Source organism: Actimicrobium sp. CCI2.3 (assembly GCF_035019065.1).
Taxonomy (GTDB): domain Bacteria; phylum Pseudomonadota; class Gammaproteobacteria; order Burkholderiales; family Burkholderiaceae_D; genus Actimicrobium.
This window is the reverse complement of the sequence record NZ_JASJWR010000022.1, coordinates 1-23,701: the sequence shown is the minus strand read 5'-3', so window position 1 is coordinate 23,701 and position 23,701 is coordinate 1. Positions and strand designations below refer to the sequence as shown.

At 56.7% G+C, this 23,701-nt stretch carries 23 protein-coding genes and 1 tRNA gene; 23 read left to right on the top strand and 1 reads right to left on the bottom strand.

Features of this window, described 5'->3' with window-relative positions; genetic code table 11:
- Positions 1-279 precede the first annotated feature (279 nt).
- Positions 280-1,824, top strand: coding sequence for a 2-isopropylmalate synthase (locus tag QN370_RS13115; protein ID WP_322126950.1), 1,545 nt, complete (start codon positions 280-282; stop codon positions 1,822-1,824).
- A gap of 9 nt (positions 1,825-1,833) precedes the next feature.
- Here QN370_RS13115 and QN370_RS13110 read toward each other — a convergent pair whose 3' ends face one another.
- Positions 1,834-2,328: a hypothetical protein gene (locus QN370_RS13110; protein WP_322126951.1), complete on the bottom strand. Its 495-nt coding sequence runs from the start codon at positions 2,326-2,328 to the stop codon at positions 1,834-1,836.
- A gap of 200 nt (positions 2,329-2,528) precedes the next feature.
- Between QN370_RS13110 and rpsO the strand changes: the two genes are divergently transcribed.
- The 22 genes from rpsO (at position 2,529) to QN370_RS13000 (ending at position 23,543) form a co-directional block, all read left to right on the top strand.
- Entirely contained in the window at positions 2,529-2,798 is a 270-nt protein-coding gene (gene rpsO / locus QN370_RS13105; RefSeq protein ID WP_009664417.1) for a 30S ribosomal protein S15, read from the top strand.
- A gap of 190 nt (positions 2,799-2,988) precedes the next feature.
- The gene (pnp, locus tag QN370_RS13100; protein WP_322126952.1) at positions 2,989-5,154 is read left to right on the top strand and encodes a polyribonucleotide nucleotidyltransferase; all 2,166 of its coding nucleotides are present in this window, start codon (positions 2,989-2,991) and stop codon (positions 5,152-5,154) included.
- Positions 5,155-5,277: 123 nt separating this feature from the next.
- Positions 5,278-6,255 carry an NAD(P)H-quinone oxidoreductase gene (locus QN370_RS13095; RefSeq protein ID WP_322126953.1) on the top strand — a complete coding sequence of 326 codons (978 nt, stop codon included), beginning with the start codon at positions 5,278-5,280 and terminating at the stop codon, positions 6,253-6,255.
- Between the two features lie 54 nt (positions 6,256-6,309).
- Complete coding sequence (gene tpiA / locus QN370_RS13090; RefSeq protein WP_322126954.1) at positions 6,310-7,092, top strand: triose-phosphate isomerase; 783 nt, start codon at positions 6,310-6,312, stop codon at positions 7,090-7,092.
- An 82-nt stretch (positions 7,093-7,174) separates the two neighbouring features.
- Positions 7,175-7,570: a preprotein translocase subunit SecG gene (gene secG / locus QN370_RS13085; RefSeq protein WP_322126955.1), complete on the top strand. Its 396-nt coding sequence runs from the start codon at positions 7,175-7,177 to the stop codon at positions 7,568-7,570.
- Between the two features lie 85 nt (positions 7,571-7,655).
- Positions 7,656-7,740 (top strand) — tRNA-Leu (locus QN370_RS13080).
- Positions 7,741-7,843: 103 nt separating this feature from the next.
- Complete coding sequence (locus QN370_RS13075) at positions 7,844-8,203, top strand: NADH-quinone oxidoreductase subunit A (protein WP_322126956.1); 360 nt, start codon at positions 7,844-7,846, stop codon at positions 8,201-8,203.
- A gap of 3 nt (positions 8,204-8,206) precedes the next feature.
- Entirely contained in the window at positions 8,207-8,683 is a 477-nt protein-coding gene (locus QN370_RS13070; RefSeq protein WP_322125031.1) for an NADH-quinone oxidoreductase subunit B family protein, read from the top strand.
- Positions 8,684-8,687: 4 nt separating this feature from the next.
- On the top strand, positions 8,688-9,284 hold the full coding sequence (locus QN370_RS13065; protein WP_322126957.1) for an NADH-quinone oxidoreductase subunit C: 597 nt from the start codon (positions 8,688-8,690) through the stop codon (positions 9,282-9,284).
- The gene (locus QN370_RS13060) at positions 9,284-10,537 is read left to right on the top strand and encodes an NADH-quinone oxidoreductase subunit D (protein WP_322126958.1); all 1,254 of its coding nucleotides are present in this window, start codon (positions 9,284-9,286) and stop codon (positions 10,535-10,537) included. Before QN370_RS13065 ends, QN370_RS13060 begins: the two co-directional genes overlap by 1 nt.
- A 28-nt stretch (positions 10,538-10,565) precedes the next feature.
- Positions 10,566-11,045 carry an NADH-quinone oxidoreductase subunit NuoE gene (nuoE, locus tag QN370_RS13055; protein ID WP_322126959.1) on the top strand — a complete coding sequence of 160 codons (480 nt, stop codon included), beginning with the start codon at positions 10,566-10,568 and terminating at the stop codon, positions 11,043-11,045.
- Positions 11,042-12,337, top strand: a complete 1,296-nt coding sequence (gene nuoF, locus QN370_RS13050) for an NADH-quinone oxidoreductase subunit NuoF (protein ID WP_322126960.1) — start codon at positions 11,042-11,044, stop codon at positions 12,335-12,337. The genes nuoE and nuoF overlap by 4 nt, the downstream gene beginning before the upstream one ends.
- Before the next feature lie 86 nt (positions 12,338-12,423).
- Positions 12,424-14,760, top strand: a complete 2,337-nt coding sequence (nuoG, locus tag QN370_RS13045) for an NADH-quinone oxidoreductase subunit NuoG (protein ID WP_322126961.1) — start codon at positions 12,424-12,426, stop codon at positions 14,758-14,760.
- Complete coding sequence (gene nuoH / locus QN370_RS13040) at positions 14,760-15,848, top strand: NADH-quinone oxidoreductase subunit NuoH (protein WP_322126962.1); 1,089 nt, start codon at positions 14,760-14,762, stop codon at positions 15,846-15,848. Before nuoG ends, nuoH begins: the two co-directional genes overlap by 1 nt.
- A gap of 19 nt (positions 15,849-15,867) precedes the next feature.
- Positions 15,868-16,356, top strand: coding sequence for an NADH-quinone oxidoreductase subunit NuoI (gene nuoI, locus QN370_RS13035; protein WP_009666932.1), 489 nt, complete (start codon positions 15,868-15,870; stop codon positions 16,354-16,356).
- A 60-nt stretch (positions 16,357-16,416) separates the two neighbouring features.
- Positions 16,417-17,088: an NADH-quinone oxidoreductase subunit J gene (locus QN370_RS13030; protein ID WP_322126963.1), complete on the top strand. Its 672-nt coding sequence runs from the start codon at positions 16,417-16,419 to the stop codon at positions 17,086-17,088.
- 9 nt (positions 17,089-17,097) lie between these two features.
- Positions 17,098-17,406: an NADH-quinone oxidoreductase subunit NuoK gene (gene nuoK / locus QN370_RS13025; RefSeq protein WP_322126964.1), complete on the top strand. Its 309-nt coding sequence runs from the start codon at positions 17,098-17,100 to the stop codon at positions 17,404-17,406.
- Between the two features lie 91 nt (positions 17,407-17,497).
- A complete protein-coding gene (gene nuoL / locus QN370_RS13020; RefSeq protein ID WP_322126965.1) occupies positions 17,498-19,558 on the top strand; it encodes an NADH-quinone oxidoreductase subunit L in 2,061 nt (686 codons plus the stop codon).
- 24 nt (positions 19,559-19,582) lie between these two features.
- Positions 19,583-21,085, top strand: a complete 1,503-nt coding sequence (locus QN370_RS13015) for an NADH-quinone oxidoreductase subunit M (protein ID WP_322126966.1) — start codon at positions 19,583-19,585, stop codon at positions 21,083-21,085.
- 49 nt (positions 21,086-21,134) lie between these two features.
- A complete protein-coding gene (nuoN, locus tag QN370_RS13010; protein WP_322126967.1) occupies positions 21,135-22,637 on the top strand; it encodes an NADH-quinone oxidoreductase subunit NuoN in 1,503 nt (500 codons plus the stop codon).
- Position 22,638: 1 nt separating this feature from the next.
- Positions 22,639-22,962, top strand: coding sequence for a DUF2818 family protein (locus QN370_RS13005; protein WP_322126968.1), 324 nt, complete (start codon positions 22,639-22,641; stop codon positions 22,960-22,962).
- On the top strand, positions 22,962-23,543 hold the full coding sequence (locus QN370_RS13000) for an NUDIX hydrolase (RefSeq protein ID WP_322126969.1): 582 nt from the start codon (positions 22,962-22,964) through the stop codon (positions 23,541-23,543). The genes QN370_RS13005 and QN370_RS13000 overlap by 1 nt, the downstream gene beginning before the upstream one ends.
- Positions 23,544-23,701: the final 158 nt, after the last annotated feature.

Here is a 23,701-nt window from a genome sequence, read left to right as displayed (position 1 = left end):
GCTTATCCGCCACAAATGGATTCGGGGTCAGGGACGCGCAGTGCTGCTTGACCGGCGCTGGCTTGCCGGCCAGATCAAATCGTTGCTCTTTCAACCGAACGGCCCTATAGTTTTTGGGTTGCACTGCGTTGTCCGTGACGGTGCCCATCGCCGATGAACGCAGCACACCGCATTCTTGATTGCACAAAAATTCAGCACCCAGTCGGGTTGCCATCGTGACCGGCGTCGATGTCACCATGGCAGTCCAGCCAGTCCGATCGACATTTCAGGGAGTTCCGCATGGTTGCATCAAACAAGCTCATCATTTTCGACACCACGTTGCGTGATGGCGAACAGTCTCCCGGTGCATCGATGACCAAGGATGAAAAAATCCGCATCGCACGCCAGCTCGAGCGGCTCAAGGTCGATGTCATCGAAGCCGGTTTTGCCGCCGCCTCGCAAGGCGATTTCGAGTCTATCCACGCGATTGCCGGCATCATCAAGGACGCTACCGTGTGTTCGTTGTCGCGTGCCAATGACCGGGATATTTCACGTGCTGCCGAAGCGCTGGCACCCGCAGCACGCAAGCGTATCCACACCTTCATTGCCACCTCGCCGCTGCACATGGAAAAGAAATTGCGGATGACGCCGGACCAGGTGTTCGAGCAGGCTACGCAGGCCGTGCGCTTTGCCCGCAACTTCACCGATGATGTCGAATTCAGTCCGGAAGACGGCAGTCGTTCCGATGTTGATTTTCTGTGCCGCGTGATTGAATCGGTCATCAAGGAAGGTGCGACCACGATCAACTTTGCCGACACCGTTGGCTACGGCGTGCCCGAGTTGTACGGCCAGATGTTGCGTACCTTGCGTGAACGAATCCCCAATTCGGACAAGGCGGTCTGGTCAGTGCATTGCCATAACGACCTGGGCATGGCGGTCGCCAATTCATTGGCCGGCGTGATGATTGGTGGCGCGCGTCAGGTCGAATGCACGATCAATGGATTGGGCGAACGCGCTGGCAACACGGCGCTCGAAGAAGTCGTGATGGCGCTGCGCACGCGCCACGATCACTTCAAGCTCGATGTCGGTATCGACATCAGCCAGATCGTCGCCACCTCGCGGCTGGTTTCGCAGATCACGGGTTTTGCCGTGCAGCCGAACAAGTCGGTGGTCGGTGCCAATGCGTTTGCGCACGCCTCGGGTATCCATCAGGACGGCGTGCTCAAGGCCCGCGATACCTACGAAATCATGCGCGCCGAAGACGTTGGCTGGGCCGCCAACAAGATCGTGCTGGGCAAGCTGTCGGGCCGCAATGCGTTCAAGCAGCGCCTCGAAGAACTCGGTATTTCGCTGGAGTCGGAAGGCGAAGTCAATGCCGCCTTCGCCCGTTTCAAGGAACTGGCCGACCGTAAATCCGAGATTTTCGATGAAGACATCATGGCGCTGGTATCGGATGAAGCGCAGTCGCACGAGAACGAGTTTTACCAGTTCGTGTCGCTGTCGCAGCATTCCGAAACCGGCGAAAAGCCAAGCGCGAAAGTGGTGTTCTCGATCGAAGGCAAGGAAGTCAGTTGCACCGGCGAAGGCAACGGTCCGGTCGATGCGATTGTCAACGCGATCGAATCGAAGACCGCCAGTGGTGCCGAGCTGCTGCTGTTCTCGGTCAATGCGATCACGACGGGTACGCAATCACAGGGGGAAGTGACAATGCGATTGTCGAAAGCAGGGCGCATCGTCAATGGTGTCGGCGCGGATCTCGACATCGTTGTGGCGTCGGCCAAGGCATATCTGTCGGCGCTCAACAAGTTGCATTCCAAGGTTGAGAAGCTCAACCCGCAGTTATAACGCGTCGGCTTACGGAAAGTGGCGATCCGGATCGAAGCGCAGGTCCGGGCCGTTGAGCATCTGGCGCACGATGCCTTGCTGGTCGAAATGGACATGCATCATCGAGTCCCAGACATCGCTTTCCTTGTAGGCGTAGGACCAGACTTCCATGCCGATGCGTGGCAGGCGCGATGTTTCGCCCGGTGCACCGATGGTCAATAGCACTTGCTGCTTGTCAGCCACGCCGGGCACCAGCGTGGCAAACATCGCGGTCGTCAGCACCTGTTGATAACTGACCAGGCGGCCATCGCTGTCGATGCGTGCCATCCAGGTGCGCTGACCCCACGGGCCTTTGGCATATTCGAGCAAGTGGTCGTTGCCAAGCGCGTAGCGATGGGTCGGCGTGCCGAGTTTGTCGAGCACAGCGGCCTCGGTTGCGCCGGGTAACACGGGTGGTGCCAGCAACGCGGCGCAACCACCGGACAACATCGCCAGGACGAGAATCAATGGGTGAAAAATAGACATGGAATGGGCCTGCTCAGGAAGCAAAAATAATCGGATAGCTTAATCGACTCTGCCGGTTTGAACTCCTGCGGGTTTCCTGTACACTGCGGGACCGGCCATTCTGGCTGGTGCATTTATTGTTCTTCTTATTGTTCTTTATTATTGCTGTTCACGGTGTCTGGGGTGACAACTCCGTTCACCGCCTGTGAAAGGTAACACTCATGTCGATGGAAAAATCCAGCAAAGCCGCAATCATTGCGGACAATGCGCGCGGTCTGAACGATACCGGCTCCCCGGAAGTGCAAGTTGCACTGCTGACAGCCCGTATCAATGAACTCAATGGTCACTTCAAGGCTCACGCCAAGGATCACCATTCACGCCGTGGTTTGATCATGATGGTCAATCGTCGCAAAAGCCTGCTGTCCTACCTCAAAGGTAAAGACGCGACGCGCTATCGTTCACTGATCGAAAAACTCGGTCTGCGTAAGTAATCAGGGACGTTGCATTACTTCCCCGATTATTGATCGCTGAAATGCCCGTATCGGCTTTGCCGATGCGGGCATTTTGTTTTTAATGGATTCATCCAGATTGCAATAAGCCAGGCAGCGTCCGCGTTGCCCGGTGGTGGTGAGGTGAACGACAGCTCCTGAAAATCTGTCGGCAAAATAGAAAGGAATCACCGTGTTCAATAAAGTAACCAAGACTTTCCAGTATGGTCAGCATCAAGTGACACTGGAGACCGGCGAGATTGCTCGTCAGGCTTCGGGTGCCGTCATGGTCTCGATCGAAGATACCGTCGTGCTCGCAACCGTGGTTGCCCGCAAGGATGCCAAGCCAGGTCAGGACTTCTTTCCGCTGACCGTTGACTATGTCGAAAAAACCTATGCTGCCGGTCGTATTCCGGGTGGTTTCTTCAAACGTGAAGGCCGTCCTTCCGAAAAAGAAACCCTGACATCGCGTCTGATCGATCGTCCGGTCCGTCCGCTGTTCCCTGAAGGCTACATGAATGAAGTACAGATCATCATTCATGTGCTGTCGGTCAATCCTGAAATCGATCCTGACATCGCTGCGATGATCGGTGCATCGGCAGCATTGTCGGTCTCCGGCGTGCCATTCAGCGGCCCGGTTGGTGCAGCACGCGTCGGTTACATCAATGGTCAGTACGTGCTCAACCCGACCACGACCCAGCTGAAATCATCGGACCTCGACCTCGTTGTCGCCGGTACCGAAGCTGCTGTGCTGATGGTCGAATCGGAAGCCAAGCAATTGTCCGAAGAAGTCATGCTCGGCGCTGTCGTGTTCGGCCATGATCAAATGAAAGCGGTTATCGACGCTATCCATGACCTGGTACGCGACGGTGGCAAGCCAGAAATCGAATGGGCACCGGCTGCCAAGAATGAAGCGCTGATTTCACGCGTTGCCCATTTTGGCGAAGCCAAGCTGCGTGATGCGTACCAGACCAAGGACAAGCAAGCCCGTACCGCCAAGCTGAAGACGGCAACGTCCGAAGTCATGGAAGCCCTGAAAGCAGAAGCCGCATCGATTGCCGGCGTCGCACCGGACAGCGCTGATGTGAACAACATCCTGTTCGACCTCGAAGCCAAAATCGTCCGTTCGCAGATCCTTGAAGGCGAGCCGCGCATCGATGGTCGCGACACCCGCACCGTCCGTCCGATCTCGATTCGCACCGGCGTGCTGCCACGCACCCACGGTTCGGCCCTGTTCACCCGCGGCGAAACGCAAGCACTGGTTATCGCCACGCTTGGCACTGCTCGTGACGAACAGAAGATCGATGCATTGATGGGCGAGTACAGCGACCGCTTCATGCTTCATTACAATATGCCTCCGTTCGCTACCGGCGAAACCGGTCGTGTCGGTACCCCGAAGCGTCGTGAAATCGGTCATGGCCGTCTCGCCAAGCGTGCGTTGCTGGCGGCATTGCCACCGGTCGAAGAGTTCAGTTACTCGGTGCGTCTGGTGTCCGAAATTACCGAGTCCAACGGTTCGTCATCCATGGCATCAGTCTGCGGCGGTTGCCTGGCACTGATGGATGCGGGCGTACCGATGCAGGCACACGTTGCCGGTATCGCGATGGGCCTGATCAAGGACGGCGGCAAGTTTGCCGTCCTGACCGACATCCTCGGCGACGAAGATCACCTCGGCGACATGGACTTCAAGGTTGCTGGTACTGCCAAGGGCATTACCGCGCTGCAGATGGACATCAAGATCCAGGGCATCACCAAGGAAATCATGCAGGTCGCATTGGCTCAGGCCAAAGAAGGCCGCATGCATATTCTCGACAAGATGCAGGAAGCCGTACCAATCGGTCATACCGAGCTGTCAGATTTTGCTCCGCGTTTGATCACAATCAAGATCAATCCGGAAAAAATCCGTGATGTCATCGGCAAGGGCGGCGCAGTCATTCGCGCACTGACCGAAGAGACCGGCACCCAGATCGACATTAGCGATGAGGGCGTTGTCACGATCGCTTCCGTCGATGCGACCGCCGGCCTCGAAGCCAAGCGTCGTATCGAAGAACTGACTGCGTCGGTGGAAGTCGGCAAGATCTACGAAGGCACTGTCCTGAAACTGCTCGACTTCGGCGCGATCGTTCAGGTCATGCCGGGCAAGGACGGCTTGTTGCACATCAGCCAGATCGCCAACGAGCGCGTCAATGCGGTCGCTGATTATCTGAAAGAAGGCCAGCAAGTACGTGTCAAGGTTCTGGAAACCGATGACCGTGGCCGTCTCAAGCTGTCGATGAAAGCAGCTGCCAGCGATGAAGGAACGGTCGCTCCGGTGGCTGCGCCAGTCACCGCGCCTCTGGCCGCGCCTCTCGCCGAATAAGTCGTCAACTTTCAGCGTTAAAAAAACCGTCCGTGGCGCAAGCTGCGGGCGGTTTTTTTTACATCAATGTCACGGTGCGGTCCGCGCCGTACAATACTTTTTTATGCCACGAAGGACAATCCCATGCGCGCTATCGAAATTACCCAGTTCGGCGGACCGGAAGTACTCCAGCTATGCGAGCGTCCACGACCTGTACCCAAGAGCGGCGAAGTACTGATCAAGGTCCATGCGGCCGGCATCAATCGTCCCGACGTGTTCCAGCGTACTGGCAATTATCCCGTGCCGCCGGGTGCCTCGGACTTGCCCGGCCTCGAAGTGGCTGGCGAGATCGTTGGTGGCGATCTGACCGGTCAGCCTTTTCTGCGAGGCGACCTCGTGTGTGCCTTGGTGCAGGGCGGTGGCTATGCCGAGTATTGCGTGGCACCAATCAGTCAATGTCTGCCGGTACCGCCGGGATGGACGGCGCTGGAAGCGGCTTCGTTGCCGGAGACTTTTTTCACGGTCTGGAGCAATGTGTTTGATCGCGCCCACTTGTCGGGCAAAGAAACCTTGCTGGTACAAGGCGGTTCGTCGGGCATCGGCGTAACCGCAATCCAGATGGCGGTGGCACTCGGTCATCGCGTGTTTGCCACGGCGGGTTCGGAGGAGAAATGCCGTGCCTGCGAAGCGCTGGGTGCCGAGCTGGGCATCAATTACCGCACCCAGGATTTCGCTGCCGTCATCAAGGACAAGACCGGCGGCAAAGGTGTCGACGTGATCCTCGATATGGTCGGCGGCGATTACCTGCCGCGTGAAATCAATTGCCTTGCCGATGATGGCCGCATTGCGTTGATCGCGTTGCTCGGTGGCGCGAAAGCCGAACTCGACCTTGGTCAGGTGCTACGTCGCCGGCTCACCATTTCCGGTTCGACGTTGCGACCGCGCTCGCTCGCGTTCAAGGCCGCCATCGCTCAGCATTTGCTCAATACCGTATGGCCGCTGCTGACACAGAAAAAAATCAAGCCAGTCATCTTCCGGTCCTTCCCGCTGGAGCAGGCCGCCGACGCGCATACATTGATGGAATCGAGTGCCCATGTGGGCAAGATCATGCTGCAGGTTTGACCCGTGCCAGCTCGTAAGGATAGAATGGCGGGTTATTAAAATCGGGGTTCACTTATGCGTCGCAAGCTCGTCGCCGGCAACTGGAAAATGAATGGCAATCTCGCTGCCAATAGCGCACTGCTCAATGAGCTCGTCGCGGCAGTCGGTCACGGTGCGCCATGTGACATCGCAGTCTGCGTCCCTGCACCGTACCTTGCGCAGTGTCAGCAACAGTTGGTCAACAGCGCAGTGGCGTGGGGCGGGCAAGACCTGTCTTCTCATGGAGCAGGTGCGTACACCGGCGAAGTATCGGCCACCATGCTGGCAGATTTTGGGAGCCAGTATGCCGTCGTCGGTCATTCCGAGCGGCGCGCAATGCACGGCGAAAGCAATGTACTGGTCGCGCAAAAAACAGTATGCGCGTTGCGCGCTGGCCTGATCCCGATTATTTGTGTCGGCGAAACGCTGGCCGAACGGGAAGCCGGACAAACAACGGACGTCGTTGGTGATCAACTCAAGGCAGTACTCGACTTGCTGGAACCTGCTGACCTGACACGGATTGTTGTTGCCTACGAGCCGGTCTGGGCGATCGGTACGGGCAAAACAGCGACGCCGGCAATGGCGCAGGAAGTCCATGCGACATTGCGTGCACTACTCGCTGCGCATGACCCCGTCGCGGCAGCCGGTACCCGCATTGTGTACGGCGGCAGCATGAAGCCCGACAATGCACGCGAACTGATGGCGATGCCGGACATCGATGGCGGGCTAATCGGCGGTGCCGCACTGAAGTCGGTCGACTTTCTGGCCATCATTGCAGCAAGCAGTGCAGCAAGCAATGCAGCAAGCAGCGCCCAATAAAAAAATAACCCTATTCGCTGCCGTTGCAGCGTTCATCAACACAGTACGACAACAGCTCTAAACCTGAATTGGAAACCTAGTAATGAATACATCAGTTCTCACCATCATCGTCATCATCCAGGTCGTCACCGCACTGACCATTATCGGCCTTGTGCTGATGCAGCACGGGAAGGGTGCCGACATGGGTGCCGCATTCGGTTCGGGCGCATCGGGTAGCCTGTTTGGTGCCACCGGGTCATCCAATTTCCTGTCGAAAATGACCGGTGTCGCGGCGGGGGTATTCTTTGCCACCACGCTGGCGCTGGCTTACTTCGGTTCCACTCGCACCGCATCGACCAATAGCGTCACGGACACCATGACGACAGCGCCTGCCGCTGCGGTGCCGGGTGCTTCAGTGCCACCGACCGCACCTGTACCATCAGCTCCTGCACCGGCACCGGCAACACCGGCTGGTCAATCAGGACAGATTCCGAAATAAGTGAAATAAAGTCCGTTTCCTCCTCTGATAGATGCATTTGTGCATTGAACAAAAAGGGGGAATGCAGTTACAATACGGGCCTCACGCCGACGTGGTGAAATTGGTAGACACGCTATCTTGAGGGGGTAGTGGCGAAAGCTGTACGAGTTCGAGTCTCGTCGTCGGCACCAAACGAAAAGAAGCCAGCAAGGTACAATACTCTGCTGGCTTTTTGCTGAGGGATGCATCTATTTCCTTGGATCAGCTTAATTACTCAATCTGATTGCGCGAATCGTGAACCTCGAAACCTACTTCCCAGTATTACTCTTCATTTTGGTCGGCATCGGTGTTGGTGTCGTCCCTCAATTACTTGGTCGCGTGCTCGCGCCATTCAAACCTGACTCCCAGAAAAACTCGCCTTACGAGTGCGGCTTCGAAGCGTTCGAAGATGCACGGATGAAGTTCGACGTTCGTTACTATCTGGTCGCCATACTTTTCATTTTGTTCGATCTTGAAACGGCATTTTTCTTCCCCTGGGGTGTTGCGATGCGCGACCTCGGTTGGGCCGGGTTCGTCACGATGCTGGTGTTTATCACCGAGTTCGTGGTCGGGTTCTGGTACATCTGGAAGAAAGGGGCCCTTGACTGGGAATAAATCATGGCAATTGAAGGCGTACTAAACGAAGGCTTTGTTACTACGACAGCGGACAAGCTGATCAACTGGACGCGTACCGGATCCATGTGGCCGATGACATTCGGCCTAGCCTGTTGCGCCGTCGAAATGATGCATGCCGGGGCGTCGCGCTACGACATGGATCGCTTTGGCGTCGTGTTCCGTCCGTCGCCGCGGCAGTCCGATGTGATGATCGTGGCGGGCACGTTGTGCAACAAGATGGCACCGGCGTTGCGCAAGGTGTATGACCAGATGGCCGAGCCACGCTGGGTCATTTCGATGGGCTCTTGCGCCAATGGCGGCGGCTACTACCACTACTCGTACTCGGTAGTGCGTGGCTGCGATCGCATTGTGCCGGTGGACATCTACGTGCCGGGTTGCCCGCCCACCGCCGAAGCGCTGCTGTATGGAATCATGCAGTTGCAAAACAAGATCAAGCGTACCAACACGATTGCGCGTTAAGCCCATGACAACCAAACTCGATAACCTCGAAGCCGCGCTGCACAACGCGCTGGGCGACCATATCGTCAGTCTGACCAACGCCCTTGGCGAAGTCACCCTCGTCGTCAAGGACAGCCACTATCTGTCAGTGATGCGGGTCTTGCGCGATCATCCGGATACGCGGTTTGACCAGTTGCTGGATCTTGCTGGCGTCGATTACTCGGAATACGGAGACGGCGCGTGGGACGGGCAGCGCTTTGCCGTGGTCTCGCACTTGCTCTCGCTGACGCACAACTGGCGCGTACGCGTTCGCGTATTTGCCAGCAATGATGAAGTGCCCGTAGTCGCCTCGTTGATCGACGTCTGGTCAAGTGCCAACTGGTACGAGCGTGAAGCATTCGATTTCTTCGGTATCCTGTTCGCTGGTCACGATGACTTGCGCCGCATTCTGACCGACTACGGTTTCATCGGTCATCCGTTCCGCAAGGATTTCCCGGTTTCCGGCTACGTGGAAATGCGCTACGACCCGGAGCAAAAACGGGTGATCTACCAACCGGTGACCATTGAGCCGCGCGAGGTCGTGCCACGCGTGATTCGCGAAGAACAATACGGGATCAAATAATGGCTGAAATTAAAAACTACACGCTCAATTTCGGGCCGCAACATCCCGCTGCACATGGCGTGTTGCGTCTTGTGCTTGAGCTCGATGGCGAAGTCATTCAGCGCGCCGATCCCCACATCGGCTTGCTGCATCGGGGAACCGAAAAACTCGCGGAACAAAAAACGTATCTGCAATCGGTGCCGTACATGGATCGTCTGGACTATGTCTCGATGATGTGTAACGAGCATGGCTACGTGATGTCGATCGAAAAATTGCTCGGACTTGAGGTGCCGCTGCGTGCCCAATACATCCGCGTAATGTTCGATGAAATCACCCGTCTGCTGAACCACTTGTTGTGGCTGGGTGCGCATGCGCTCGACGTCGGCGCGATGGGCGTGTTCCTTTACGCATTCCGTGAGCGCGAAGATTTGATGGACTGTTACGAAGCGGTGTCCGGCGCACGATTGCATGCGGCGTATTACCGTCCGGGTGGTGTGTATCGCGATCTGCCGGATGTGATGCCGAAGTACAGCGCGTCGATTCTGCGCAATGACAAGGCGATCCGCCAGCTCAATGAAAATCGTCAGGGTTCGCTGCTCGATTTCATCGAAGACTTCACCAACCGCTTCCCGCATTACGTCGACGAGTACGAGACCCTGCTGACCGACAACCGGATCTGGAAACAGCGTCTGGTCGGTGTCGGCGTGGTCTCACCGGAGCGTGCGAAAGCCATGGGCTTCACCGGTCCGATGCTGCGCGGTTCCGGCGTTGAATGGGATTTGCGCAAGAAGCAGCCGTATGAAGTCTATGACTTGCTCGACTTTGATATTCCGGTCGGCGTCAACGGCGATTGCTACGATCGTTATCTGGTCCGTGTCGAAGAGATGCGCCAGTCCAACAAGATTATCAAGCAATGCGTTGAATGGCTGCGCAATAATCCGGGTCCGGTGATGACCGACAACCACAAGGTGGCACCGCCATCCCGTGTGAACATGAAGTCGAACATGGAAGAGCTAATCCATCACTTCAAACTCTTCACTGAAGGATTTCACGTGCCACCGGGTGAAGCGTATGCTGCGGTCGAGCATCCGAAAGGCGAGTTCGGCGTGTACCTGATTTCGGACGGAGCCAACAAGCCGTACCGCCTGAAAATTCGTGCACCGGGCTTCGCCCATTTGCAAGGTTTGAACGAAATGGCCAAGGGCCACATGATTGCCGATGCCGTCACCATCATCGGTACGCAAGATATTGTCTTTGGTGAAATTGATCGCTGATTCGCGATAGGCTATTGAGGCACAAAGCATGCTGTTATCAGAACTAGCGTATAAAAAAATTGATCGTGAAGTGAGTAAATTCCCCGCTGACCAGAAGCAGTCGGCGGTGATGGCTGCACTGGCGATTGCCCAGGATGAAACCGGCTGGTTATCGCCGGCCTTGATGCAGGAAATCGCCGACTATCTCGGCATGGCAGCCATCGCCGTGCAGGAAGTCGCCAGTTTCTATGAGATGTACAACACCGCGCCGACCGGCAAATTCAAAATCACGGTCTGCACAAATCTGCCCTGCGCATTGTCCGGAGGCGAACAAGCCGCGCAATACCTGAAGAAAAAATTGGGTATCGACTACCGCGAAACCACGGCCGATGGCCAGTTCACTTTGCGGGAAGGCGAGTGCATGGGAGCCTGTGGCGATTCGCCAGTCATGCTGGTTAATAACAAACGCATGTGCAGCTGGATGACCAACGACAAGATCGATGCACTGGTAGAGGAGCTCAACAAATGACCAGCCTGCACAGCCGACATATCAAGCCACTGATCCTCGCGGGTCTCGATGGCAAAAACTGGCACCTCGACGACTACGTGGCTCGCGGCGGTTACGCCCAGCTCAAGCGCATCCTCAACGACAAGATCACGCCCGAGCAAGTCATCGCCGAGCTCAAGGCTTCGGCGTTGCGCGGTCGTGGCGGTGCCGGTTTTCCGACTGGCTTGAAATGGAGTTTCATGCCGCGTCAGTTCCCTGGTCAAAAGTACCTCGTCTGCAATTCGGACGAAGGCGAGCCGGGTACCTTCAAGGATCGCGACATCATGCGCTACAACCCGCATGCGCTGATCGAAGGGATGGCCATCGGTGCGTATGCGATGGGCATCACGGTGGGCTACAACTACATCCACGGCGAAATCTGGGCTGACTACGAACGCTTTGAAGAAGCCATCGAAGAAGCCCGCGCCGCCGGCATGCTGGGCGACCGGATTGCCGGTAGCGATTTCACGTTTCAGTTGCATGCATTCCATGGTTATGGCGCCTACATCTGCGGCGAAGAAACCGCCTTGCTTGAATCCCTCGAAGGCAAGAAAGGCCAGCCGCGCTTCAAGCCGCCTTTCCCTGCCAGCTTTGGTTTGTATGGCAAGCCGACCACCATCAACAACACCGAAACTTTTGCAGCCGTGCCGTTTGTCTTTGCGATGGGCGGCGAAGCGTATGCCGGTCTGGGCAAGCCAAACAATGGCGGTACCAAGATTTTTTCGATGTCGGGTGATGTCGCCAGGCCGGGCAATTACGAAGTGCCACTCGGTACCCCGTTTGCGACCTTGCTGGAACTCGCCGGTGGCATGCGCGATGGCAAGAAGATCAAGGCCGTGATTCCCGGTGGATCTTCGATGCCGGTATTGACCGGTGACGTGATGATGGCCACTGACATGGACTACGACTCGATCGCCAAAGCCGGTTCGATGCTGGGTTCCGGCGCGGTCATCGTGATGGATGAAACGCGCTGCATGGTCAAATCGCTGTTGCGCCTGTCGTACTTCTATTACGAAGAATCGTGCGGCCAATGTACGCCATGCCGTGAAGGCACAGGCTGGCTGTACCGCATGGTTCACCGGATCGAACACGGTCAGGGCAGGGCGGATGATCTCGATCTGCTTAACTCGATTGCCGACAATATTCAGGGCCGCACGATCTGTGCGCTCGGTGATGCAGCGGCGATGCCAGTGCGAGCGATGATCAAGAACTTCCGCGAAGAATTCGAATACCACATCGAGCACAAGCACTGCCTGGTGCCAGCCTATATTTAAGCTGGTCCGGGTCGCCTGACTCGATCAATTTGCACCGTGCGGTCTGCCCAGCGCAGCCGCCTCTACTTGGGCAAAAAAAGATGGCCATGGTTGAAATTGAAATAGACGGCAAGAAAGTAGAAGTACCCGCAGGCAGTATGGTGATGGATGCGGCCAACAAACTTGGCACGTATATCCCGCACTTTTGCTATCACAAAAAATTGACGATCGCGGCTAACTGCCGCATGTGCCTCGTCGAAGTCGAGAAAGCGCCGAAGCCGCTACCGGCGTGCGCCACGCCCGTTTCTGCTGGCATGATCGTGCGCTCCAACAGCGAGAAAGCCGTACAGGCCCAAAAGGGCGTGATGGAATTCCTGCTGATCAATCACCCGCTCGATTGCCCGATTTGCGATCAGGGTGGCGAATGTCAGTTGCAGGATCTGGCAGTCGGCTACGGCAAGTCGTCGTCCCGTTACGCAGAAGAAAAGCGCATCGTCGTGCAAAAGGACGCCGGTCCGCTGATCTCGATGAAAGAGATGACGCGTTGCATTCACTGCACGCGCTGCGTACGCTTCGGTCAGGAAATCGGCGGCGTGATGGAATTCGGCATGCTTGGTCGCGGTGAACACGCCGAGATCACATCGTTCGTCGGCAAGACCGTTGATTCCGAACTGTCGGGCAACATGATTGACCTGTGTCCTGTTGGCGCGTTGACCTCCAAGCCGTTTCGCTACAGCGCCCGCACCTGGGAATTGTCACGCCGCAAATCGGTCAGCGCCCATGACGGCCTTGGCACCAACCTCGTCGTGCAAGTCAAGAGCAATCGCGTCATGCGCGTGCTGCCGCTGGAAAACGAGGCGATCAATGAGTGCTGGTTGTCCGACAAGGACCGCTTCGCCTACGAAGGTCTCAACAGCGACGAACGCCTGAGCGCACCGATGCTCAAGCAGGATGGCAAATGGCAGGAAGTCAGCTGGCAGACCGCGCTCGAATATGTCGCGCATGGTCTGCGCAATATCAAACACGAGCATGGTGCCGATGCGATTGCCGCGCTGGCGACACCGAACTCGACCCTAGAAGAATTGACGCTGCTGCAAAAAGTCGTACGGGGTATCGGTTCCGAAAATATTGATTTCCGTTTGCGTCAATCGAACTTCGCGCTCGACGGTTCGGTCACGCCGTGGCTCGGCATGTCGATTGCCGATTTTGCCTTGCTCGATCGCGTCTTCGTGATTGGCTCGTTCCTGCGCAAGGATCACCCGCTGCTGACCGCACGCTTGCGTCAGTCAGTCAAGATTGGCGCGAAGATCAGCCTGCTGCATGCCACCGATGACGATTTGCTGATGCCGGTTGCCAACAAGATCATCGCCGCGCCGTCGGCCTGGCTCAATGTGCTGGGCGAAATCATCGTCGCGGTTGCGCAAGCCAAATCACTGCCGATACCAGTCGGCTTTGAAGGCATGACCGCGTCATCCGAAGCCAAGGCCATTGCCGAGAGCCTGATGTCGGCCGAACCAGGTGCCGTCATGCTCGGTAATGCTGCCGCTCAGCATCCGCAAGCAGCGCAATTGCACGCTGCCGCACAGTGGATCGCCGAAGCCACCGGTACCACGCTGGGTTTCCTGACTGAAGCCGCGAACACCGTTGGTGGTTATCTCGCCAACGCGATTCCCGGTTCAGGCGCGAACGCGGCCAGCGCTTTTGCCATTCCACGCAAAGCCTATTTGCTGTTCAATGCAGAACCGCAACTCGATAGCGCCAACCCGCAAGTCGCTCGTGCTGCGCTCGATCAGGCCGAGATGGTCGTCGTCATGTCGCCGTTCAAGCATGGTGCCGACTACGCCGACGTGCTGTTGCCGATTGCACCGTTCACCGAAACCGCTGGCACATTCGTCAGTTGCGAAGGTCGTGCGCAAAGTTTCAATGGCACTGTCAAGCCGCTCGGTGACACCCGTCCAGGCTGGAAAGTCTTGCGCGTACTGGGCAATTTGCTGGGCCTGTCCGGTTTCGACTACGACACCTCCGAAGCGATTCGCAACGAAGTGCTGGGCAGCACTGGCGTCACAGGTCTTGACCTGACACCGCGTCTGAACAACAAGACGACGTTTGCACCACAAGCGCCGTTGACGGCGTCGAGCGGTGGTCTCGAACGGATTGCCGATGTGCCGATCTATTTTACTGACGCGATTGCACGCCGCGCGCCGGCCTTGCAGGAGACCAGTGATGCACGCGCTCCAACGGCGCGACTGTCCGCAGCGCTGGCACAACAGCTCGGCGTGATCGATGGCGCAGCGGTCCGCGTCACCCAAGGCAGCGGGAATACTGTTCTTGAGGTAGTCATCGAGGCCGGCTTGCCCGATAATGCGGTGCGCATTGTTGCCGCGCACAAGGCAACGGCAATGCTGGGTGCGATGTTCGGCCCGATCAGTGTGGAGAAAGTCTGATGGATCAGTTGCTTCTGAACATACACGCAACCGGCAATAGCTGGTTTGGCTACTTCTGGCCGCTGGTATGGAATCTGGTCAAGATCATTGCGCTGGTGTTGCCAATCATGGGGTGCGTTGCCTACCTGACCTTGTGGGAACGCAAGATGATCGGCTGGATGCACGTGCGGATCGGCCCGAACCGGGTCGGCCCGGCCGGCTTGCTGCAGCCGATCGCCGATGCGCTCAAGTTGCTGCTCAAAGAAATCATCATCCCGGCCAAATCCAACAAAGCCCTGTTCGTCATTGCGCCCATCATGACCATCATGCCGGCACTGGCGGCGTGGGTCGTGATCCCGTTCGGACCGGAAGTGGCACTGGCCAACCTCAACGCCGGCCTGTTGTTCGCGATGGCGATCATGTCACTTGAAGTGTATGGCGTGATCATCGCCGGCTGGGCATCCAACTCCAAATACGCTTTTCTCGGTGCGATGCGCGCGTCGGCGCAAATGATTTCGTATGAAATTTCGATGGGCTTTGTGCTGGTCATCGTGCTGATGGTTACAGGCAGCCTGAATTTTACCGATATCGTCATGGCCCAGACCGAAGGCCGGATGGCCAGCATGGGTCTCAATTTCCTGTCCTGGAACTGGTTGCCGCTGTTGCCGATGTTTGGTGTCTTCATCATCGCCGGTATCGCCGAGACCAGTCGTCATCCGTTCGACGTCGTCGAGGGCGAATCGGAAATCGTTGCCGGTCACATGGTCGAGTATTCAGGCATGTCGTTCGCGATGTTTTTCCTGGCCGAATACGCCAACATGATCCTGATCTCCATCCTTGCCGCGCTGATGTTTCTGGGCGGATGGAATTCACCGATCGGCGCGCAGGTGCCGGTGCTGGGCTTGCTGTCTTACTTGCCTGGCTGGATCTGGCTGGGTATCAAGACCTTCCTGATCGTCTCGATCTTCGTCTGGGTGCGCGCTTCGTTCCCACGCTATCGGTATGACCAGATCATGCGTCTGGGCTGGAAGATTTTCATTCCGCTGACACTGGGTTACCTGGTGTTCGTCGCGGCATGGATGCAAACCTCATGGAATATTTGGAAGTAAAGAAAAGGGCGTACATACGATGGAAGCCATTAAGGATTTTTTTAGCAGTCTGATGCTGCGTGAGCTGTTCAAGGGCATGGCCCTGACGGGCCGCTACATGTTTGCCCGCAAGATCACGGTGCAATTTCCGGAAGAAAAAACACCGCAGTCGCCGCGCTTCCGGGGACTGCATGCATTGCGTCGTTACCCGAATGGCGAAGAACGCTGCATCGCCTGCAAGCTATGCGAAGCCGTTTGTCCGGCGATGGCGATCACGATCGAATCCGAACAGCGCGATGACGGCTCACGCCGCACCACACGCTACGACATCGATTTGACCAAATGCATCTTCTGCGGTTTTTGCGAAGAGTCTTGCCCGGTCGATTCGATCGTCGAAACCAGCATTCTCGAATACCACGGCGAAAAGCGCGGTGATCTGTATTACACCAAAGAGATGCTGCTCGCCGTTGGTGACCGCTACGAGAATGACATCGCCGCAGCCCGCGCTGCCGATGCGCCTTATCGCTGATGAACGCTTCAGTGCTCCACACTAACCTGGCTGTCTGCATGCCGACTCTTCTGGTCCATCATGGAATTTAAAACTGCCCTGTTCTACGCGTTCTCGGCCATCCTCGTGATGGCCGCACTGAAAGTCATTACCGACCGTAACCCGGTTCACTCCGCCCTGTTTCTGGTGCTGGCGTTTTTTTCGGCAGCGGCGATCTGGCTGCTGCTGCAAGCTGAATTTCTCGCCATTGTGCTGGTGCTGGTGTACGTCGGCGCGGTGATGGTGCTGTTCCTTTTTGTCGTCATGATGCTCGATATTAATGTCGACAGGATGCGCGAAGGATTCTGGGGTTATCTGCCGTTTGCCGCCTTCATTGGCGTGCTGATCGTGCTCGAAATGTCGGCTGTGCTGTTACAGGCATTCTGGGCACCGGATGCGCAAGTGCCCGCTGCGGCATCAACCATCGGCACGACGAAGGAACTCGGCAAACTGATCTACACCGAGTACGTGTATGCCTTTGAAATCGCTGCGGCGATCCTGTTGCTGGCGATTGTTTCAGCCGTCGCGCTGACGCTGCGCAAGCGCAAGGACAGCAAGTACTTTGATCCGGCCGAAGCCGTCAAGGTCAAGGCCAGCGACCGCGTGCGCATCGTCAAGATGAAGTCCGAATCGACCCGTGCGGTTGCTGACGTGGTTGCCAGCACCGATGCCGCTCCTTCCACCCCCGCTGCTCCGGCAGCAGAACAAAAATAAGGGGCGCACGTGACTGTTACTCTCGCTCATTACCTGATTCTTGGCGCGATCCTGTTTGCGATTTCCATCGTTGGTATTTTCCTCAATCGCAAGAACATCATCATTTTATTGATGGCCATCGAACTGATGCTGCTGGCGGTCAATACCAACTTCATCGCGTTTTCGCATTACCTTGGTGATGCGGCCGGACAGATCTTTGTTTTCTTCATCCTGACCGTGGCCGCTGCGGAAGCCGCGATCGGACTGGCTATCCTGGTAGTGATGTTCCGCAACCTCGATACCATCAATGTCGAAGACCTCGACAGCCTGAAGGGGTAACGATGAACCGCTTCATGCATTGCCTTATGGTCTCCCTCATGCACAGCAACACCACGACGAACATGCACACCAAAAACGATAAGGTCTAGACATGGCAGGCCAACTGAATTCCACTCTCTTGCTGGCGGTGCCGCTGGCTCCGCTGATCGGGTCGGCCATTGCCGGTCTGTTCGGTACCCGCTTTTTTGGTAACGTGATCGGCCGCAAGGTCTCGCACACCGTCACGATACTGGGCGTGTTCATCGCGCTGCTCATTTCGATACAGACGTTGCTGGCCGTGCTCGATGGCGCGACGTTCAACGAAACGCTCTATACCTGGCTGACCGTCGGCACCATGAAGATGGAAATCGGTTTCATGGTCGATAGCCTGACGGCGATGATGATGTGCGTGGTGACGTTTGTCTCATTGATGGTGCACATCTATTCGGTGGGCTACATGCGTGAAGACGAAGGCTATAACCGCTTCTTCTCGTACATCTCGCTGTTCACGTTCTCGATGTTGATGCTGGTCATGAGCAACAACTTCCTGCAACTGTTTTTCGGCTGGGAGGCCGTGGGTCTGGTGTCGTATTTGCTGATCGGTTTTTACTACACGAAGCCGACGGCGATTGCTGCCAACATGAAAGCCTTTCTGGTCAATCGCGTGGGTGACTTCGGTTTCCTGCTTGGTATAGGCTTGTTGATGGCCTATGCCGGTTCGATGAACTATCAGGAAGTGTTTGCACAGAAGGATGTGCTGGCAACCCTGACCTTGCCTGGCACTAGCTGGCTGCTGATCACCACCGCGTGTATTTGCCTGTTCGTCGGTGCAATGGGCAAGTCGGCGCAATTTCCGCTGCATGTCTGGCTGCCCGATTCGATGGAAGGTCCGACCCCGATTTCTGCATTGATCCATGCCGCGACGATGGTTACTGCCGGCATCTTCATGGTGGCCCGCATGTCGCCGTTGTTCGAGCTGTCCGATATGGCGCTGTCGTTCATTCTGGTGATCGGTTCGATCACTGCGCTGTTCATGGGTTTCCTCGGCATGATCCAGACGGATATCAAGCGCGTGGTGGCGTACTCGACGCTGTCGCAGCTCGGTTACATGACCGTGGCGCTGGGTTGTTCGGCCTACTCGGTAGCGGTGTTCCATTTGATGACGCACGCCTTCTTCAAGGCGCTGCTATTCCTCGGTGCCGGTTCGGTCATCGTCGGCATGCACCATGATCAGGACATTCGCAATATGGGCGGCTTGCGCAAGTACATGCCGATCACCTGGATCACATCGCTGATCGGTTCGCTGGCCTTGATCGGTACGCCACTGTTCTCCGGTTTCTACTCGAAGGACAGCATCATCGAGGCGGTCGCAGCAACTAATCTGACCGGTTCCGGCTTCGCGTATTTCGCGGTACTGGTCAGTGTGTTTGTCACGGCGTTTTATTCTTTCCGGATGTATTTCCTGGTCTTCCACGGCAAAGAACGCTTCGGCAAACCGCAGCATGGTTATGACGATCATCACCATGCAAAAGAGGACGCGCACGGCCACGACGAACACCACGGACTTGCGCCTGGACAGAAGCCGCATGAGTCACCGTGGGTCATCACGCTGCCGCTGGTGCTGCTGGCGATTCCGTCGGCGGCGATTGGATTCATTGCCATCGAGCCGATGCTGTTCGGAGATTTTTTCAAGGGTGTGATCTTCGTCAATGAAGCGCATCAGGCGATGGAAGAGCTGGGCAAAGAATTCCACGGGCCATGGCAAATGGCGGTTCACGGGCTGACCAGCGCGCCGTTCTGGCTTGCCCTTGCCGGTGTGGTTACCGCCTGGTATTTTTATCTGGTCAATCAGAAAGTACCGGCGCAGATCAAGCAGACCTTCGCGCCGATTCATGCGCTGCTCGAGAACAAGTACTACCTCGACAAGATCAATCAGGTGGTATTTGCCGATGGCGCACGGATGATCGGCTCGGGCTTCTCGCGCTTCGGCGATCGGGCTCTGATCGATGGATTGGCCGTCAATGGCAGCGCGAAAGTGATCGGCTGGTTGTCGACCATCGTGCGGAAGCTGCAGTCCGGCTACATCTACCATTACGCATTCGTGATGATTCTTGGCGTGCTGGGATTCATGATGGTGTTCCTGCCATTCCCACGGTTTCCGTTTACCCAATAAGCTGGCCAAGGTCACTCACTACTCATGATTCAGTCCACTTTCTCCGCTTCATTTTCATTACTCAGTCTGGCCATCTGGTGCCCGATTGCCTTTGGTGTCCTGATCCTGGCCTTCGGCCGTGACGATAATCCGGGGCTGGTGCGCATTGCTGCACTGATCGGCTCGGTAGTCAGTTTCCTGGTCACGCTGCCGCTGATTCAGCGCTTCGATAACGCCGCACACGGCATGCAGTTCGCCGAAAAAATGCCGTGGATCGAGCGCTTCAACATCGAGTACTTCCTTGGCATCGATGGTATTTCATTGTGGCTGGTGGTACTGACGGCGTTCATCACGGTCATTGTCGTCATCTCGGCCTGGGAAGTGATCGAGAAAAAAGTCGCGCAATACATGGGCGCGATGCTGATCCTGTCGGGCTTGATGATCGGTGTGTTCTGCGCGCTTGATGGCATGCTGTTCTACGTGTTCTTTGAAGCCACGCTCGTTCCGATGTTCATCATCATCGGCGTCTGGGGTGGCGGCAATCGGGTGTACGCCGCTATCAAGTTCTTCCTCTACACGTTCTTCGGTTCGCTGTTGATGCTGGTGGCCTTGATCTATCTGTACTTCGCCTCCGGCGGTTCGTTTGATATCACCTACTGGCATGACCTGCCACTGCCGCTCAATGTCCAGATCCCGTTGTTCCTGGCATTCCTGATGGCCTTTGCAGTCAAGGTGCCGATGTGGCCGGTGCACACGTGGTTGCCGGACGCCCACGTCGAAGCGCCGACCGGCGGCTCGGTCGTGCTGGCTGCGCTGATGCTTAAACTCGGTGCTTACGGTTTCCTGCGTTTCTCGCTGCCGATCACACCGGATGCCAGCCACTACCTCGCACCGATGATGATTACCCTGTCGCTGATCGCGGTGATCTACATCGGTCTGGTCGCACTGGTCCAGTCCGACATGAAGAAACTGGTCGCGTATTCCTCGATCGCGCACATGGGTTTTGTCACGCTGGGTTTCTTTGCCTTCAACGAGATGGCAGTGCAGGGCAGCGTCGTGCAAATGATTTCGCATGGCTTCGTGTCGGCCGCGATGTTCCTGTGTATCGGCGTGCTGTACGACCGCATGCATACACGCGCCATTGTCGACTACGGTGGCGTGGTCAACACCATGCCGAAATTTGCCGCGTTCTTTGTCCTGTTCTCGCTGGCCAATTGCGGCTTGCCGGGTACCTCCGGTTTCGTTGGCGAGTTCATGGTGATTCTCGGTGCAATCAAGTTCAACTTCTGGATCGGCTTGCTGGCAGCAACGGCACTGATCTTTGGTGCGGCGTATTCGTTGTGGCTGGTCAAGCGCGTGATCTTCGGTGCGGTGGCCAATGCCAACGTCGCCAAGCTCAAGGATTTGAGCTTGCGCGAGTTCGGCATTCTTGGCGTGCTGGCGATTGCGGTACTGGTCATGGGTGTGTATCCCGCCCCGATCACCGATGCGATGCAAATCTCGGTGGCCGACCTGCTGCAACATGTTTCGATTTCCAAAGCCAACTGATGCATCCAATCTTCAACATTCTTAGTGGACAGCCGGTTGCGGCACAAAAATGACTAACATCAATCTGATCCCGCTCCTCCCTGAAGCCATCCTGCTGGTGGCGACTTCGCTGATCTTGCTGCTCGACCTGTATCTGTCGGACAAGCAGCGCAACGTCACGTATGTGTTGTCACTGATTACGCTCGCCGTGTGCGCGGCGTTCAATTACATCTATCTGCTGAGCGGTGAGTCCATCTACCTGTTCAGCAATATGGTGGTGCTCGATCCGATGGCCAACCTGATGAAGCTGTTCACTTATCTGGCCGTCGGCGTCACGCTGGTGTATTCGCGTAATTACGTGGTGTCACGCGGCATCGTCAATAACCGGCTCGGCGGTGAATTCTATGTACTGGCGTTGTTCTCGTTGCTGGGTCAACTGGTGATGATTTCGGCCAGCAATTTGCTGATCATTTATCTTGGCCTGGAACTGATGTCGCTGTCGCTGTATGCGCTGGTGGCCTTGCGCCGTGATCATTCGCAATCGACCGAAGCCGCGATGAAGTACTTCATCCTTGGTGCACTGGCGTCGGGCTTCCTGCTGTACGGCATGTCGATGTTGTATGGCGCGACCGGTTCGCTTGATTTGAGCGACATCGTCAAGGTCAGCATGTCGGGTACGGTCAATCGCACGATTCTGGTGTTCGGTATCGTGTTCGTTGTGGCCGGCCTGGCCTTCAAGCTGGGCGTCGTGCCGTTCCACATGTGGGTGCCGGACGTCTACCAGGGTGCACCAACCGCAGTGACGCTGCTGCTGGGTGGCGCACCGAAGCTGGCCACCTTCGTGATCACGGTACGTCTGCTGGTCGAAGGCTTGTTGCCGCTGGCATTCGATTGGCAGCAGATGCTGCTGGTGCTGGCTGTTGCGTCGCTGGCGATCGGTAACATCACCGCAATTGTCCAGACCAACCTGAAACGCATGCTGGCGTATTCGACGATTGCGCAAATGGGTTTTGTGTTGCTCGGCATGGCGTCAGGGGTTACCGACGGCAATGGCTTCTCGGCGGTCAATGCCTACAGCTCGGCGATGTTTTACACGATCACTTACGTAATGACGACGCTGGGCACATTCGGCATCTTGCTGTTGCTGTCGCGTCCAGGCTTCGAGGCAGAAAACATTGACGACCTCAAGGGCTTGAATCAGCGTAGCCCGTGGTTCGCGCTGGTGATGATGCTGTTCATGCTGTCGCTGGCAGGGATCCCGCCGATGATGGGCTTTTATGCCAAGTTATCGGTGCTGCAGGCCGTGCTCGGAACCGGACATGTCTGGCTGGCCGTGCTGGCGGTATTCTTCTCGCTGATCGGTGCTTACTACTACCTGCGCGTCATCAAGGTCATGTATTTCGATGAGCCGACCACGACCGAAAAAATCGTTGCCAGCGCCGACATGCGGTTCGTGCTCAGCGCAAATGGCATTGCCGTAGTGGTGCTCGGCCTGATGCCGGGTGCCTTGATGACGGCATCCGAAACAGCGGTCGGCTTGTCGTTGCGCGCCTTCGTGCGGACCCTCTACTAAGGTGGATATTTCGCTCGCCAGCTGGTTCGTTATCCTGCTCGCTCTGGCTGCTGCCAACCTGCCGTTTCTTAGCGAACGGCTGTTTGCTCTGGTGCCGCTGTCCTCGAAGGCTGGATCGACCGACAAGTCGATGTGGTGGCGCTTGCTGGAATTGCTGGTCCTGTATTTCGTCGTCGGCTTTACCGGCCGGTTTGTCGAAGGCCGCACCGGTGACGTGTTCACGCAGACCTGGGAGTTTTACGCGATCGGTGCGGTGGCATTCATCGTGCTGGCGTACCCGGGTTTTGCGTTCCGCTATCTGCGCAAACGCAATAGTGCCCTCTGATGGACGAGCATCTGACAGAAAGTCGCATCGATAGCCGACTGGTCTACGACGGTCATTTCCTGAAGGTCAGGAAGGACACGGTCAGTCTGCCCGATGGCAAACTCACCGGTCGCGAATACATCGTGCATCCGGGGGCGGTAGTCATCCTGCCGGTGTTCGACGATGGTCGCATCCTGCTTGAGCGACAGTTTCGTTATCCGCTGGACCGGGTTTTCATCGAATATCCTGCCGGGAAGATTGATGAAGGTGAAGACACGCTGGCTTGTGCCAAGCGTGAATTGCAGGAAGAAACCGGCTACACCGCCACGCATTGGCAGCACCTGTCGACGATCCATAATGCGATTGCCTATTCGGACGAGCACCTCGAAATTTATCTTGCGCGCGGGTTGATTGCTGGTCCTGACCGGCTTGATGAGGGCGAGTTTCTGGAAACCTTTACGGCGACACTGCCGGAGTTGATGGCGTGGGTGCGCGAGGGGAAAATCACGGATGTGAAGACCGTCATCGGGACGTTCTGGTTGGAGAAAATACTGGCGGGTACCTGGGGTGCGGAAGGTGCTTCGGAGGCTTCGGAGGCTTAGGCGGTAGCGGGTTGCTTTCGTTACGGCGGCTGGAATTGGCGGGTGCCTGCGGGACATTTGGTGCAATGCCCTTCGGTTATTGCACCGACCCTCACCCGTTCGCCGTACCAGGCGACACGCTACATGTTCGGATACCCCGGCCCACCCCCCCCCTCAGG

Coding starts and splice junctions, on each gene's coding strand:
- nuoH (WP_322126962.1), top strand. CDS start 14,760: ATGGATCAGTTGCTTCTGAACATACACGCAACCGGCAATAGCTGGTTT.
- QN370_RS13065 (WP_322126957.1), top strand. CDS start 8,688: ATGACAACCAAACTCGATAACCTCGAAGCCGCGCTGCACAACGCGCTG.
- nuoI (WP_009666932.1), top strand. CDS start 15,868: ATGGAAGCCATTAAGGATTTTTTTAGCAGTCTGATGCTGCGTGAGCTG.
- QN370_RS13110 (WP_322126951.1), bottom strand. CDS start 2,328: ATGTCTATTTTTCACCCATTGATTCTCGTCCTGGCGATGTTGTCCGGT.
- QN370_RS13070 (WP_322125031.1), top strand. CDS start 8,207: ATGGCAATTGAAGGCGTACTAAACGAAGGCTTTGTTACTACGACAGCG.
- rpsO (WP_009664417.1), top strand. CDS start 2,529: ATGTCGATGGAAAAATCCAGCAAAGCCGCAATCATTGCGGACAATGCG.
- nuoF (WP_322126960.1), top strand. CDS start 11,042: ATGACCAGCCTGCACAGCCGACATATCAAGCCACTGATCCTCGCGGGT.
- tpiA (WP_322126954.1), top strand. CDS start 6,310: ATGCGTCGCAAGCTCGTCGCCGGCAACTGGAAAATGAATGGCAATCTC.
- nuoL (WP_322126965.1), top strand. CDS start 17,498: ATGGCAGGCCAACTGAATTCCACTCTCTTGCTGGCGGTGCCGCTGGCT.
- QN370_RS13000 (WP_322126969.1), top strand. CDS start 22,962: ATGGACGAGCATCTGACAGAAAGTCGCATCGATAGCCGACTGGTCTAC.
- nuoE (WP_322126959.1), top strand. CDS start 10,566: ATGCTGTTATCAGAACTAGCGTATAAAAAAATTGATCGTGAAGTGAGT.
- nuoG (WP_322126961.1), top strand. CDS start 12,424: ATGGTTGAAATTGAAATAGACGGCAAGAAAGTAGAAGTACCCGCAGGC.
- QN370_RS13060 (WP_322126958.1), top strand. CDS start 9,284: ATGGCTGAAATTAAAAACTACACGCTCAATTTCGGGCCGCAACATCCC.
- secG (WP_322126955.1), top strand. CDS start 7,175: ATGAATACATCAGTTCTCACCATCATCGTCATCATCCAGGTCGTCACC.
- QN370_RS13030 (WP_322126963.1), top strand. CDS start 16,417: ATGGAATTTAAAACTGCCCTGTTCTACGCGTTCTCGGCCATCCTCGTG.
- QN370_RS13095 (WP_322126953.1), top strand. CDS start 5,278: ATGCGCGCTATCGAAATTACCCAGTTCGGCGGACCGGAAGTACTCCAG.
- QN370_RS13115 (WP_322126950.1), top strand. CDS start 280: ATGGTTGCATCAAACAAGCTCATCATTTTCGACACCACGTTGCGTGAT.
- nuoN (WP_322126967.1), top strand. CDS start 21,135: ATGACTAACATCAATCTGATCCCGCTCCTCCCTGAAGCCATCCTGCTG.
- QN370_RS13015 (WP_322126966.1), top strand. CDS start 19,583: ATGATTCAGTCCACTTTCTCCGCTTCATTTTCATTACTCAGTCTGGCC.